The 13,625-nt window shown below is 69.6% G+C and carries 12 protein-coding genes and 1 pseudogene; 12 read left to right on the top strand and 1 reads right to left on the bottom strand.

Going from position 1 to position 13,625, the window contains the following annotated elements; all coding sequences use genetic code 11:
• Nucleotides 1-147: 147 nt before the first annotated feature.
• The 4 genes from OZ403_RS29590 to OZ403_RS29575 all read left to right on the top strand — a co-directional run bounded on the left by OZ403_RS29590 (nt 148) and on the right by OZ403_RS29575 (nt 4,190).
• On the top strand, nt 148-972 hold the full coding sequence (locus OZ403_RS29590; protein WP_268784913.1) for a hypothetical protein: 825 nt from the start codon (nt 148-150) through the stop codon (nt 970-972).
• Between the two features lie 166 nt (nt 973-1,138).
• Complete coding sequence (locus OZ403_RS29585) at nt 1,139-1,798, top strand: SRPBCC family protein (protein WP_140799635.1); 660 nt, start codon at nt 1,139-1,141, stop codon at nt 1,796-1,798.
• A gap of 8 nt (nt 1,799-1,806) precedes the next feature.
• Nucleotides 1,807-2,160, top strand: coding sequence for an ArsR/SmtB family transcription factor (locus tag OZ403_RS29580; RefSeq protein WP_140794649.1), 354 nt, complete (start codon nt 1,807-1,809; stop codon nt 2,158-2,160).
• A 224-nt stretch (nt 2,161-2,384) separates the two neighbouring features.
• On the top strand, nt 2,385-4,190 hold the full coding sequence (locus tag OZ403_RS29575; protein ID WP_140876848.1) for an acyl-CoA dehydrogenase family protein: 1,806 nt from the start codon (nt 2,385-2,387) through the stop codon (nt 4,188-4,190).
• A gap of 20 nt (nt 4,191-4,210) precedes the next feature.
• Here the strand turns inward: OZ403_RS29575 and OZ403_RS29570 are convergent, their stop codons facing one another.
• Nucleotides 4,211-4,921, bottom strand: coding sequence for a PilZ domain-containing protein (locus tag OZ403_RS29570; RefSeq protein ID WP_268782350.1), 711 nt, complete (start codon nt 4,919-4,921; stop codon nt 4,211-4,213).
• 264 nt (nt 4,922-5,185) lie between these two features.
• On the opposite strand from OZ403_RS29570, the gene mraZ reads away from it, so the two are divergent.
• The 8 genes and pseudogenes from mraZ to mraY all read left to right on the top strand — a co-directional run bounded on the left by mraZ (nt 5,186) and on the right by mraY (nt 13,614).
• Nucleotides 5,186-5,638: a division/cell wall cluster transcriptional repressor MraZ gene (mraZ, locus tag OZ403_RS29565; RefSeq protein ID WP_140794646.1), complete on the top strand. Its 453-nt coding sequence runs from the start codon at nt 5,186-5,188 to the stop codon at nt 5,636-5,638.
• A gap of 46 nt (nt 5,639-5,684) precedes the next feature.
• On the top strand, nt 5,685-6,071 hold the full coding sequence (locus OZ403_RS29560) for an STAS domain-containing protein (RefSeq protein WP_011555567.1): 387 nt from the start codon (nt 5,685-5,687) through the stop codon (nt 6,069-6,071).
• A gap of 6 nt (nt 6,072-6,077) precedes the next feature.
• Complete coding sequence (rsmH, locus tag OZ403_RS29555; protein ID WP_140794645.1) at nt 6,078-6,992, top strand: 16S rRNA (cytosine(1402)-N(4))-methyltransferase RsmH; 915 nt, start codon at nt 6,078-6,080, stop codon at nt 6,990-6,992.
• Nucleotides 6,989-7,408, top strand: coding sequence for a cell division protein FtsL (ftsL, locus tag OZ403_RS29550; RefSeq protein WP_140794644.1), 420 nt, complete (start codon nt 6,989-6,991; stop codon nt 7,406-7,408). Before rsmH ends, ftsL begins: the two co-directional genes overlap by 4 nt.
• A pseudogene (locus tag OZ403_RS29545) lies at nt 7,405-9,422 on the top strand (penicillin-binding protein). Before ftsL ends, OZ403_RS29545 begins: the two are co-directional and overlap by 4 nt.
• Before the next feature lie 51 nt (nt 9,423-9,473).
• On the top strand, nt 9,474-10,997 hold the full coding sequence (locus OZ403_RS29540; protein ID WP_140794642.1) for a UDP-N-acetylmuramoyl-L-alanyl-D-glutamate--2,6-diaminopimelate ligase: 1,524 nt from the start codon (nt 9,474-9,476) through the stop codon (nt 10,995-10,997).
• A 38-nt stretch (nt 10,998-11,035) separates the two neighbouring features.
• The gene (locus OZ403_RS29535; protein ID WP_268782348.1) at nt 11,036-12,436 is read left to right on the top strand and encodes a UDP-N-acetylmuramoyl-tripeptide--D-alanyl-D-alanine ligase; all 1,401 of its coding nucleotides are present in this window, start codon (nt 11,036-11,038) and stop codon (nt 12,434-12,436) included.
• Complete coding sequence (gene mraY / locus OZ403_RS29530; protein ID WP_140794640.1) at nt 12,436-13,614, top strand: phospho-N-acetylmuramoyl-pentapeptide-transferase; 1,179 nt, start codon at nt 12,436-12,438, stop codon at nt 13,612-13,614. Before OZ403_RS29535 ends, mraY begins: the two co-directional genes overlap by 1 nt.
• The last annotated feature ends 11 nt before the right edge of the window (nt 13,615-13,625 follow it).

The raw sequence follows: 13,625 nt of genomic DNA, 5'->3' as shown, positions 1-13,625 counted from the left end.
GGCGGTGCCCGAGGTGTTGTGGGTGCCGGGGGGCAGGGCCGGGCGCCGAAGGATGCCCGCTCGGCGCGCCACGTATCGATGCGTCATCACCAGCGACGTTGGATGGCGGCCACTTGGGTGGAAAGTCACGTGAGGACGGTGCGGGGCATGTATGCGGCCACCCAGGCGCTCGCCGTGGTGCTGCTCGTCGTGGTGGGCGCCGGCTGTCGTGAGGAGAAGCAGGCCGAGCCGCTCAAGTCATTGAAGCCCGAGCCCTTGCCCTCGCTCGCCGTGCCGGGCGAAGCGACGCCGGAATCACCGCGACCCGCGTCGCCGTCCGAAGTGGAGGTGGCGGGCCCCATCCATGGAGAGCCGCTTCCGGCCTCCGCGCTCCGGGTGGCGCTGGCGGGGGAGCGCGTGCGCGTGGGCGAGGAGACCTTCGAGCCGGCGCGCCCGGATGACGCCGCGCGGCTGGCGCAGCGCGTGAAAGGGCACGCCGTGTTGGTGGTGCCGGACGCGGACACGTTCCTGGTGCAGACGTCGGAGCTGTTCACCGTGCTGCGGGACTCGGCGGAGTCCGTGTGGCTGGCGCACCCGGATGGGCCCGTGGCCTATCCCGTGGTGCTGCGGGACGAAGCGGGCTTCCGCGCGTGGCTGGAGGAGGTCGCGCCAGGCAAGCTGCGCATCATCATGCGCGCGGACGGCTTCGAGCTGACCACCAGCGTGGGCAAGTTGCCGGGGCCGGATCCGAATGGCCCCTCGGTGCCGGTACGGGCGGGGCGGCAGGACATCGTCACGCTCCGCCGGGGGCTGGGCCTGCTCAAGGGGCGCTTCAAGACGTCCGAGGACATCTGCCTCGTGCCCTCGTTCGGCACGGAGGTGGCGCAGGCGGCGCGGGCGCTCGGCGGAAACTACACCGCGCCGAGTGAGGCGGTGTTCGACACCCTGTGCTTCGTCTATCCCACGCCGCACAAGGCCCCGGGCGGAGGGTGAACCAGCTGGGTGGAGGACCCGCGTGCCCACGCCTCATGAGTGCCCGGCGTCCTGGCGAACACACCGTGGAATCCACCGTGGCTGCGCTCTCGTGTCACCGCCTTGAGCGTTGACATCTTCAATAAATCGCCGTTTATATAAGTTTGTACTTATATTTGGAGGCGACATGATTGATGTGAAGCGGTACCTGGGGGCCGTCGTGCGGGAGGTGGAGAGCCGTGAGCATGAGGGCAAGCCCGCACGCGTCGTCGTCGCCACGCGCGATTACGACACGACGGTGGAGGACCTCTGGGACGCGCTGACCAACCCCGAGCGCATCCCCCGCTGGTTCCTTCCGGTGTCCGGCGACCTGAAGCTGGGTGGGCGTTACGAGCTCAAGGGCAATGCCAGCGGCACGGTCACCCGTTGTGAGGCTCCCCGGCACCTGGGGCTGACGTGGGAGTTCGGAGGGGCCGTGAGCTGGTTGGAGGTCATCCTGGCCAACGCGCCTGGCGGTGGCACCCGGCTGCGGCTGGAGCACATGGCCCACGTGAGCCCCTTCTGGGACGACTACGGCCCTGGCGCGACCGGAGTCGGCTGGGAGCTGGGGCTGATGGGCCTGGGCATGCACTTGGAGTCCGGCGGCGCCGCTGTCGACAGCGCGGCGGTGGAAGCCTGGACGACCTCGGATGAAGGCAAGGCGTTCATCACGGCCAGCAGCGAGGGCTGGGGGCAAGCGGATGTGACGCGGGGAGAGGACGCCGCGGCGGCGAAGGCTCGCGCGGCGCGGACGACGGCCTTCTATACTGGAGCGCCGCCGCCCGACGTGCGGCATCCAGGGACCTGATAGCCACGATGCATGCCTTCGACGTCCTGGGTGATCCGGTGCGCAGACGGATTCTCGAGCTCCTGGCCGAGGGGGAACGCCCCTCTGGCGAGGTGACCGAGTCCATCCAGGCGGAGTTCGGCATCAGTCAGCCGGCGGTCAGCCAACACCTGAAGGTGCTGCGCGACAGCGGCTTCGCGGAGGTTCGCGCCGAAGGGACCCGCCGCCTCTATCGTGTCGACCCGGCGCCGTTGCAGCAGGTCGACGCGTGGCTGGAACAGTTTCGCGTGTTCTGGACACCGCGCCTGGAGGCGCTCGCCACCGAGGTGGCGCGGGGCAAGCGGGCTCGGGCCAAGGCCGACAACGAAGGCGGCGGTCCGTAGCCTGGCGTGCGCGGTGTCCAGGGCCGCCTGCTTCGGCTGACTTGAAGGGCACCGCTCGCCCCTTCGCTTACGGGAAGGCGCTGCCTACCGGACAGCGGGCCTCATCTGAAGCGAAGCAGGGCAGTGGGCTGGCGAGGACTCGCCGGGTCTTCGCAGGCGACTTCCAGTCGGAGGATTAGATTCAGGCCCCAGGGCGGGTGCGCTCGCCCGCTGGAGGGATACTCATGGATGCCGCATCCAAGGCCGCTTCGCAGCAGGGGCTTGCTCCCGGTGGCGCGTTCCTCTTCGAGGAGGTGGGCTCGGCCCGCATCCTCACTCCGGAGACCTTCACGGAGGAGCAGCGCCTCTTCTTCAAGACGGCGCTCCAGTTCTCCCGCGAGCAGGTCCTCCCCCGGTCCGAGCATATCGAGGCCAAGGACAACGCGCTCCTGCGCCAGTTGCTGCGACAGGCCGGGGAGCTGGGCCTGCTGAGCGTGGACATCCCCGAGGCCTACGGCGGCACCGGCCTGGACAAGACGACGTCGCTGCTGCTGGCGGAGGCCATGAGCCTCAACGGCTCATGGTCGGTGACGTTCGGCGCGCACACCGGCATCGGCACGCTGCCCATCGTCTGGTTCGGCAACGCCGAGCAGAAGGCGAAGTACCTGCCGAAGCTGGCCACCGGTGAGTGGGTGGCGGCCTACGCGCTCACGGAGCAGGGCAGCGGCAGTGACGCGCTGGGCGCCAAGACGAAGGCGGTGCTGTCCCCCGACGGCAAGCACTGGATTCTCAACGGCTCCAAGCTCTACATCACCAACGCGGCCTTCGCGGACGTGTTCGTCGTCTTCGCCAAGGTGGACGGGGACAAGTTCACCGGCTTCATCGTGGACAAGGACACGCCCGGCCTCACCGTGGGGCCGGAGGAGCACAAGATGGGCATCCGTGGCTCCTCCACCTGCCCGCTCTACTTCGAGGACGCGCGCGTCCCGGTGGAGAACCAGCTGGGCGAGGTGGGCAAGGGGCACAAGATTGCCTTCAACATCCTCAACTACGGCCGTCTCAAGCTGGGCGCGGGCGTGCTGGGCGGCATGAAGCTCCAGCTCCAGAACGCGCTGCGCTTCACGCAGGAGCGCAAGCAGTTCGGCGCGCCCATCGTCCAGTTCCCGCTGTCGCGCGAGAAGCTGGCCCGCATGGCCGCGCTCGTCTACGCGGTGGAGAGCATGACGTACCGCACCGCGGGGCTGGTGGACACGCGCCTGGCGGAGGGGGACAAGGGCGCCCCGGACCATGAGGCGCGCCTCCTGGCGGCGGTGGAGGAGTACGCCATCGAGTCCTCCATCATGAAGGTGCACGGCTCGGAGTCCTTCGGCCACCTGGTGGATGACGCCGTCCAGCTCCACGGCGGCGCGGGCTACATCGAGGAGTACCCGGTGGAGCGCTCGTACCGCGACGCGCGCATCAACCGCATCTTCGAGGGCACCAACGAAATCAACCGCATGCTGATTACGGGCATGCTTCTCAAGCGCGCGGTGAAGGGAGACCTGCCGCTGTTCGCCATGGCCGGCGACGTGGCGGAGGAACTGGCCCGGGGTGAGCGGCCCACGGCCCGCGTGAAGGATGCCCTGGCCCCGCAGGAGGTCGCCGCCGAGGCCGCCAAGCACCTGGCGCTGCACGGCCTGCGCGTGGCGGCGGAGACGTTCGGCACGGAGCTGGAGCAGCACCAGGAGGTGCTCGCGGCCCTGTCGGACGTGGTGATGGACGCCTTCGCCCTGGACTCCATGGTGACGCGCACGCGCCAGGCCGCCACGTCCGGCGCGTTGGACCCAGTGCGCGTGGCGATGACGCAACTCTACGCGCTGGACGCCATTCCCCGCGCCTACGACAGGACGCGCCGCGCGCTGTGCTCCACGTTGAAGGGGGACGCGCTCGACCAGGAGCTGAAGCGCCTGGGCACGCTGGACGTCTTCACGCCGTATGACCCGGCGGCGCTGCGGGAGACGGTGGTGGCGGCCCTGGAGTCCGCGGGCGGCTACCCCCTGGGCGCGGTGTAGCCCGCGGGGGGCCCGGGCCGTCACGGCATCCGCGCGACGGCCTCCATGCCGAAGCTCACCCGGGCCTTCCAGGGGACGGGCGGCAGCGTTGCCAGGGACAGCAGTCCGTCCAGCCGCTGCTGCATGTCCGGCCGGAGGCGGCCGAAGGTGGCGCCGAAGCCCGGCGTCACCGTCCCCGAGTTCTTCCGGGGCACCGTGGAGGTCCACACCACCTCGCCGTGCAGCATCATGGGCCCCTCCCGGAAGTCCATCTCCAGGAGGAAGGGCGTGCCCACCTTCACCTGTCGCGGCAGGGCAGGGGCCTGTACCTCCAGGCCCACGCCGCCCCGGGAGATGTCCCGGACGACGAAGCCCGGGGACAGGGGCGCCGCCTCGATGGCGCGCAGGTACAGGGGCAGCCGCGGGAAGCGGCGCAGGCCGGCGTGCTCCTCGGCGGAGTAGATGCGCTGGAGGATGGCGTCCAACGCGCTGCGGTCCTCGCCGACCCCGTAGCGGACGGTGAGGAGGAAGCGCTGGGACTCCTCGTGTGGGACGACCTGGACCACTTCCCCCAGCACTTCCACGGGCCGAGGCACACCGCCCGCATGAAGCTCGAAGGTGAAGCGAGTCCCCAGAGGCAGGCTGCGGCGCGTCTCCAGGGTGACCCCCCCCAGTCCGACACTGCGCGTGTACTCCCCCACCAGGGACTGCGGCGTCTTGTAGGCCACCTTCAGCCGAACGTTCGTGTTCACGCGACTGACACTTTGCGCCTGGGTCAGGGGGGAACTCAAGTTTACCCCAGCGCAATAGGTAGGGCGTCGTACGGCGCCAACCACTGGACCTTCCAGGTGTGACGGCCTTTCCGGACGTCGGGCGCGGACAAACCGCTGTTTCAACCTGTTGCGGTTTCTTGACCCCCCCAGGTGGGGCGCGTATGTATGCCGCCCGGAAGTGGCAAGGAGTGGGAAGGAGTGGAGCTTCATCCCTCAGTGGGTTGAAAAGGTGGATCGTCCCGAGTGTTCCGAGGCGTCTATGAGCACCAGATCGACGCGAAGGGGCGGACGAGCCTCCCGGCGAAGCTCCGGGACACGCTGGTGGGCGCCTACGACGAGAGGCTCATCCTCACGACGGCGCTCGACCGATGCCTCCACGCCTACCCGGTGCGGGAGTGGGAAGCGCTGGAGCTGTCGTTGGCCAAGCGCAACCCGATGGAGCCTGGGGTGAAGACGCTGATGCGCTTGTACGTGGCCAGCGCGCAGGAGTGCCCGCTGGACAAGCTGGGACGCCTGCTCATCCCTCCGACGCTCCGCTCCTATGCGGGGCTGGAGAAGGATGTGGTGTGGGCGGGGATGGTGAAGGTCATCGAGCTGTGGAGCTGCGAGGGGTGGGCGAAGGCGCAGGAAGAAGCGCGCCAGGAAGCGACCTCCGCGGACGTGATGAAGGTGCTCGCCGAGCTGCGGCAAGCATGACGGGAAAGTCGACAGGACCCCGAAGTACCGGGAGGGTGGCAAGCGTATGAACCAGGTTCTGGAGGTTCGGCCAGGGTTGGCGGGCGCGGCGATTGCCGCCGGCCGTGTCGAGACGCTCATGCTGGAGGGCGAGCTGAGCGAGCAGGACCTGCTCGAGCTGTGCGACGACCTGGGCCGCAAGCTGCAGCGCGGCACGCGTCAGGTGGTGCTGGACTTCGGGGACGTGGGGCACCTGAACTACCGCGGCGTCAAGCCGCTGATGGCGCGCACGGATGCCTTCCGCCGCGCCGGCGGGGACGTGAAGCTGTCCGGACTGTCGCCGTACCTGGCCGCCATCTTCCGCGCGGCCGGCGCGCACGACTGTTTCGAAATCTACCCGCACATGAACGATGCCCGAGCCGCCTTCGCGCTGGCACGGGCACCCTTCGTCTGACGGCCCGTGACGGCTTCGGACTTCCAGCACCAGACCGTCCTCCTGCGGGAAGCAGTGGAACTGCTCCGGCCGGCGGATGGGCGGGTCATCATTGACGGGACGCTGGGTGGCGGTGGCCACTCGGAGGCGCTGCTGGCCTCGGGCGCCACGGTGGTCGGCGTGGACCGGGATCCGGTGGCGCTCGCCGCGGCCACCGCGCGCCTGGGCGCCAACCCGCGCTTCCAGGGCCGCGCCGGCAATTTCGCCGAGCTGCCCCGCGTCGCCGCGGACCTGCTGCCCGTGGATGGCGTGCTGGTGGACCTGGGCGTGTCGTCGCCGCAGCTGGACGTGGCCGAGCGCGGCTTCTCCTTCTCCAAGGATGGCCCGCTGGACATGCGCATGGGGCCGGACGGCCCGACGGCGGCGGAGTTGATCGCCACCACCGATGAGCGCGAGCTGGTCCGCATCCTCAAGGACTACGGTGAAGAGCCCTTCGCCCGGCCCATTGCCCGCGAGCTGAAGAAGGCCCTGCCCACGCGCACGCTGGAGGCCGCGGAGGTCGTGAAGCGGGCGGTGCCGCGCAAGGCGTGGCCCAACCGCATCCACGTGGCCACCCGGACCTTCCAGGCGCTGCGCATGGCCGTCAACGGTGAACTGGAGGCGCTGGACGCGCTGCTGGCCGCCATCCCCGGGCTCCTCAAGGTGGGGGGCCGCGCCGCCGTCATCGCCTTCCACTCCCTGGAGGACCGGAAGGTGAAGGAGGCGTTCCGCGCGCTCGCGGGGCGCTGCACCTGTCCGCCGGGCCTGCCCGTGTGCGTATGCCGCGGGGTGGGTGATTTCGCCCTGGTGACGAAGAAGGCCGTGGCCGCCTCCGAGGCGGAGGTCGAGGCCAATCCCCGTTCACGCAGCGCGCATCTGCGCGTGGTGGAGAAACTCCGATGAGCAAGGTGCACTCCCGGGTATCGGCGTTGCGTTCTTCCGTGACGGTGGGCGGCGTGCTGCTGCACCTGTTGCCGGCCGTGTGCCTCTTCGCCCTCTTCGTCGCGGTGGGCATTCTCCACGTCACCAGCCGGGTGCTGGTGGTGGACATGGGCTACCGCCTGTCGCGCGAGGAGGCGGAGAGCCGCATCCTCACGCGCGAGAATGACCGGTTGAAGCTGGAGCTGGCCACGCTCAAGGCGCCGGGCCGGCTGGAGCGCGTGGCGCGTGAGCAGCTGAACATGGCCATGCCGCGCGGCGGCGCCGTGGTGTCGCTGTCGGCGGAGAAGCCGGCGCGTGACAGCGGGGCGCGCGCGGAAGTCCCGGACGCCACGCAGCCCACCGTCCGCGTGGCGGGCCGCGCCGGAGCGGGCCGGTGAGAGACTTCAAGGCGGCGCGGGCTCCCGAGCCCAACGCGAAGTGGCTGAAGTGCGGGTGCGGCTGCTGTTCGGGCTGTTCCTGATGCTGCTCGGCGTCGCCTTTGGTCGTGCGGTGCAGCTCCAGGTCTTCGAGCAGGAGAAGCTGCGCGGCATGGCGCAGGACCAGTACGTCCGGCACATCGAGATTCCGGCCCGCCGCGGCGACATCTTCGACCGGCGCGGCGCGCCGCTGGCCCAGAGCGTGGAGGTGGACTCCATCTGGGTGGACCCTTCCATGCTGCCCGACGTGAAGGCCGCGTCCCGGGCGCTGGCCAAGGCGCTGAAGCTGGACCCCGACGAGCTGGGCGCGCGCCTGGCCCGGGCCAGGCGCTTCGCCTGGGTGAAGCGCCAGGCCAAGCCCGCCGAGGTCGCCGCGGTGAAGGCGCTGGCGCTGCCGGGCATGGGCTTCTCCAAGGAGCCCAAGCGCTTCTACCCCCAGCGCGAGCTGGGCGCCCACGTGGTGGGCACGGTGGGCATGGACGGCCGCGGCCTGGAGGGCCTGGAGCTGGCCTTCCAGGACGAGCTGTCCGGGCAGAACTCCTCCACGTCCGGCTTCCGTGACGCCAAGGGCCGCAAGCTGCTGGTGCAGGGCGCGTTGGATCCGCTCCAGCGCCAGGGCGCCGCCGTCACCCTCACGTTGGACCGCCACCTCCAGTATGTCGCGGAGAAGGCGCTGAGCCGCGCGGTGGAGGACGCCAAGGCCGTGGCCGGCATGGCGGTGGTGTTGGATCCGCGCACGGGCGAGCTGCTCGCCGTCGCCAACCACCCGCGCTTCAACCCCAATACGCCGGAGTCCAGCTCGCGCTCGGGCATGCGCAACCGCGCCGCCCTGGACACCTTCGAGCCGGGCTCCACGCTGAAGGCCTTCGTGGTGGCCGCGGCGATGGAAGAGAAGGCCATCACCGCCGACAGCCTCTTCTTCTGTGAGAACGGCGCCTGGCGGGTGGGCCGCCACACCATCAACGACACCCATTCCTACGGCTGGCTCACCCCGCAGGGCATCCTCCAGAAGTCCTCCAACATCTGCATGGCGAAGATTGCCCAGGCCATGGGACGTGAGAAGTTCGTGAAGGGCTACCAGACCTTCGGCTTCGCCGAGCGCACCGGCCTGTCCCTGCCGGGCGAGGGGCGCGGCGTCCTGCCGTTCCCGAAGGCGGAGATCTCCCTGGCCAACCAGTCCTTTGGACAGGGGATGACGGCCACGGCGGTGCAGATTGCGGCCGCCTATGGTGCGCTGGCCAACGATGGGGTGCTGATGCGGCCCTATCTGGTATCGAAGGTGGTGGACCCGGACGGTGTCGTTCTGCTGGAAAACCGTCCCACGGAGCTGCGCAGGGCGGTCTCCGCGAAGGTCGCCCGGCAGGTCGTGGGCATGCTCGAAAGCGTGGTGGTCAAGGGAGGGACGGCCACCAGGGCCGCCATGGAGGACTACCGGGTGGCCGGAAAGACGGGCACCTCGCAGAAGGCAGACCCGGTGGCGCGGGGGTATTCGGACAAGCGGATCGCCTCCTTTGTTGGGGTGGTACCGGCCGAGTCTCCGCGAGCAGTGATTCTTGTCGTAGTGGACGAACCCAAGACGGACGTATACGGGGGGACCGTGGCTGCCCCTGCTTTCAAGGAGATTGCGACCGCCGCCATGGCTCACCTGGCCGTGCCCCCGTCCCGGACGGTGGCACCCGAGGTGGCCGTGGCCGCCGAGTCCCCCGCGCCTGCCGCGGCGAAGCCGGGGGCGAATGCCTCCGGCGCCGCCCGGACGGCGCTGGTGGACGCGGTGACGGAGACCCCTGAACCCGGCACGGTGCGTGTGCCGGACCTTCAGGGAGAAGTAGGACGTGAGGCCGTGGTGAAGCTGCTCGCCGCGGCGCTGGAGCCACAGGTATTGGGCAGTGGACGCGTGGTATCTCAAACCCCCGCCGCCGGTTCACTGGTGGAGAAGGGGGCCCGGGTGACGCTGGAGCTCGCCGCGCGGCAATAAGGCCGCGTCCGCTCCAGGCCCCGCTCTTGCAATGCGTGTGAAGGGGAAGAGATGAAGCTGACGGATGTCCTCGCAGGATGTGGTGCCGAGCAGACCTCGGGCGGCCGTTCCGCGGTTGACGTCACCGGTGTGACGCAGGACTCGCGGCGCGTGAAGCCGGGAGACCTGTTCGTCGCCATTCCTGGCACGAAGGAGGATGGGGCCCAGTTCATCGGTGAGGCCGTGTCCCGTGGCGCCGTGGCGGTGGTGTCGGAGAAGCCGGTGCCATCCTCGCAGGTGCCCTTCTTCAAGGTGGGCAGCGCTCGCAAGGCGCTGGCGCTCATCGCGGCCAACTTCTACGGCCGCCCGGCGGACCAGCTGACGTTGCTGGGCATCACCGGTACGAACGGGAAGACGACCACCAGCTACCTGCTGGAGGCCATGAGCACCGCGACGTACGCGTCCACCGGCGTCATCGGGACGCTGGGCTACAAGTTCGCTGGCCGCACGGTGGAGTGCGCCAACACCACGCCGGATCCGCTGGAGTTGCACCGCATCCTCCGGGAGATGGTGGAGGCGGGCGTGGAGACGGTCATCATGGAGGTGTCCAGCCATGCGCTCGCGCAGGAGCGCGTGCACGGGCTGACCTTCAAGGCCGCGGGCTTCTCCAACCTGAGCCGCGACCACCTCGACTACCACAAGGACATGGAGGACTACTTCCAGTCCAAGCGGAAGCTCTTCGCGGAGAACCTGTCCGCGACGGGCGTGGCGGTGGTGAACGGCGACGACACCTACGCCAGCCGCATCTACAACGAGCAGCGCGGCCAGAAGCGCATGGCGTGGAAATTCAGCCGTCAGGGCTCCGGGGAGATTTCCGCGGCCGACGTGAGCTTCTCGCTCCAGGGCATCAAGGGCGTGCTGAAGACGCCCGCCGGTGACATCCCGCTCAAGAGCAAGCTCCTGGGGCCCCACAACCTGGAGAACATCCTCCTGGCGGTGGGCATTGGCCTGGGCGCGGGCTTCGCGCGGCGCGACGTGCAGGAAGGCATCGAGCGGATGATGCCGGTGGCCGGCCGCATGGAGCGCGTGGAGAACTACGGTCCGTCCGGCGCCCCCGCGGTGCTGGTGGACTACGCGCACACGGATGACGCGCTCAAGCGCTCCATCGAGGCGGCGCGCTCGCTGGCCAAGGGCCGCGTCATCGCGGTGTTCGGCTGCGGCGGGGACCGCGACAAGGGCAAGCGTCCGCTGATGGGCGCGGTGGCGGGTGAGGGCGCCGACCTGGCCGTCATCACCAGCGACAACCCCCGCACCGAGGACCCGGAGGAGATCATCTCCCAGGTGACCGCGGGCATCGAGAAGAGCGGCCTGCGCCGCATCTCCGCCGGCAAGGCGAAGAGCGGTGAGAAGGGCTACCTGGTCGACGCGGACCGCCGCGCGGCCATCGAGCAGGCCATCAGCCTGGCGTCCGCGGACGACGTCGTCCTCATCGCGGGCAAGGGCCACGAGACGTACCAGCAGGTCGGCGCGGAGAAGCACGCGTTCGACGACCGGCAGGTGGCCGCGAAGGCGCTGGCCAACCGCACCGCTGGCTGAGCCTCCCGAGCCCCGTCGACCCGCCCATCTCTCACACCATGGCAGCTTCCTTCAGCGACGAAGAGGTGGTGCAGGCGACCGGGGCAACCCGGCGTGGCGGCCCGGCCCGGGCCGCCTACGCTACCGTCTGTACGGACACGCGGGCACTCACCCCCGGGTGCCTCTTCGTGGCCCTGGTGGGTGAGCGCTTCGACGCCCACGCTTTCGTGGACGCCGCGGCGAAGGGCGGGGCGGCCGGCGCGGTGGTGGCGCGCGGGCGCCCGTTGCCCGCGCTGCCCGCTGGGCTGGTTCTCTATGAAGTGGATGACACCCTGCGGGCCCTGGGCGCGCTGGGACGGCACCACCGTCAGCGCTTCCGGATTCCGGTGTGCGCGGTGGGTGGCTCCAACGGGAAGACGACCACCAAGGAGATGGTGGGCGCCATCCTGGCCACGCGCGGGCCGGCGCTGAAGACCGAGGGCAACCTCAACAATGAGATTGGCGTCCCGCTGACGCTCTTCCGGCTGGAGCCGCGCCACGTCGCGGCGGTCATCGAAGTGGGGATGAACCAGCCGGGGGAAATCGAGCGGCTGGCGCGCATTGTCCAGCCGGACGCTGGCGTCATCACGGTGGTCCAGCCCGAGCACCTGGAAGGGCTGGGCAGCATCGAGGGCGTGGCGGCGGCGGAGGGCGAGCTGTTCCAGGAGATGGGGCACGGCACCACCATCGTGGTGAACGTGGACGACGCGCTCATCCCCGCGCAGGCGGAGCGCAGCGGAGCGCAGCGGCTGACGTTCGGCCGGGCGGAGCACGCGGACGTGCGGCTTGCGGACGTGAAGACGCTGGGCCGCGAGGGCATGGTGGCCACGGTGCGGCACCTGGGCCGCGAGTGGCCGGTGCGGCTGCACTTCGTGGGGCCGCACAACGCGCAGAACGCGACGGCGGCCTTCGCGGTGGCGCTGGCGCTGGGCTACACGCCGGAGGAGTGCGTGCGCGGCCTGGAGACGGCGCGGCCGTACTCGCGGCGCCTCAACGTGGTGGACGGGCAGCACGGCGTGACGGTCATCGACGACTGCTACAACGCCAACCCGGCCTCCATGGACGCCGCGCTGGAGACGCTGAGCACGCTGGTGCCCGCGGGTGGCCGGGCCGTGGTGGTGCTGGGGGACATGCTGGAGCTGGGGCCGGGCGAGCTCGAGGAGCACGCGCGCCTGGGCGGCCAGATTCCCTCGCACGCGACGCTGGCGGCATTTTTCGGTCCCCGCTCCGTGAAGGGGTGGGAGGCCGCTTCCATGGGTGAATCCGCCGCCCACTTCACCGACGTGGAGCCGCTGATGGCGTGGTTGGCGCCCCGGCTTCGCGAAGGTGACGTGGTGCTGGTGAAGGGCAGCCGCGGCATGCGGCTGGAGCGGGTGGTGGCCGCCCTGACGGGCACGGCCGTCCCCGGAGGAAACCACTAGTGCTGTACCTCCTCTACGAGGTCATCCAGAACTCCGAGGCGGGGCGCGTCCTCAACTTCCTGCGCTACCCCACTTTCCGCATCATCGCCGCGGGCGTCTTCGCGCTCCTCCTGGGCATGCTCATCGGGCCCAAGCTCATCGCCCGGCTGCGGCTGAAGCAGCACGGCCAGAGCAACGTGCGCGAGGACACGCCGGATTCGCACCAGAAGAAGAAGGGCACGCCCACCATGGGCGGCGCGCTCATCCTGCTGTGCATCGCGGCGGGCACGCTGCTGTTCGCGGACCTGAAGAGCCGCGCGGTGTGGGTGATGCTGCTGCTGACGCTGGGCTACGGCTTCATCGGCTTCCTGGATGACTGGCTCAAGCTGTCCAAGCGCAACTCCAAGGGCCTGGCCGGGCGCAAGAAGATGGTGCTGCAGACCTTCTTCTTCCTCGTCGCCGTGTTCGGCCTGCTGACGACGTGGACGCTGCCGGACGGCTCGTTCGGGCCCACGCTGCTCATCAACACCAAGCTGACGCTGCCCTTCATCCCCACGCGCTGGTTCAACCCGGACCTGGGCTGGTTCTACGTCTTCTTCGCGTGGATTGTCGTCGTGGGCACGTCCAACGCGGTGAACCTCACGGACGGCCTGGACGGCCTGGCCATCGTCCCCACCATCGTGTCCGCCATCACCTTCGCGGTGCTCTGCTACGTGGCGGGCACCACGCTGAGCATCGCGGACTCGGAGACGGTGGGCGGCGTGTCGAAGCTGGTGGCCACGCCGCTGTACCAGTACCTGGGCATCCTCCAGGTGCCGGGCGGCGCGGAGCTGGCCGTGTTCTGCGCGGCCATCGTCGGCGCGGGCATCTCCTTCCTGTGGTTCAACACCTACCCGGCCTCCGTCTTCATGGGCGACATCGGTTCGCTGGCGCTGGGGGGCGCGCTGGGCGGGCTGGCGGTGCTGTCCAAGAACGAGGTGGTGTCCGCCATCATCCACGGCATCTTCTTCGCCGAAATCCTGAGCGTGATGATTCAAGTCACGTCCTTCAAGATGACGGGCAAGCGCGTCTTCAAGATGGCGCCGGTGCACCATCACTTCGAGCTCAAAGGAATGGCCGAGCCGAAGATCATCGTCCGTTTCTGGATCGTCTCCATCCTCTGTGGTGGCGTGGCGCTCCTGTCCCTGAAGCTCCGCTGAACCCGGAGGTG

This window comes from Myxococcus sp. NMCA1, assembly GCF_026810205.1.
Taxonomy (GTDB): domain Bacteria; phylum Myxococcota; class Myxococcia; order Myxococcales; family Myxococcaceae; genus Myxococcus; species Myxococcus xanthus_A.
The sequence above is the reverse complement of the archived record's forward strand: the minus strand, read 5'-3'. Positions and strand labels throughout refer to the sequence as shown.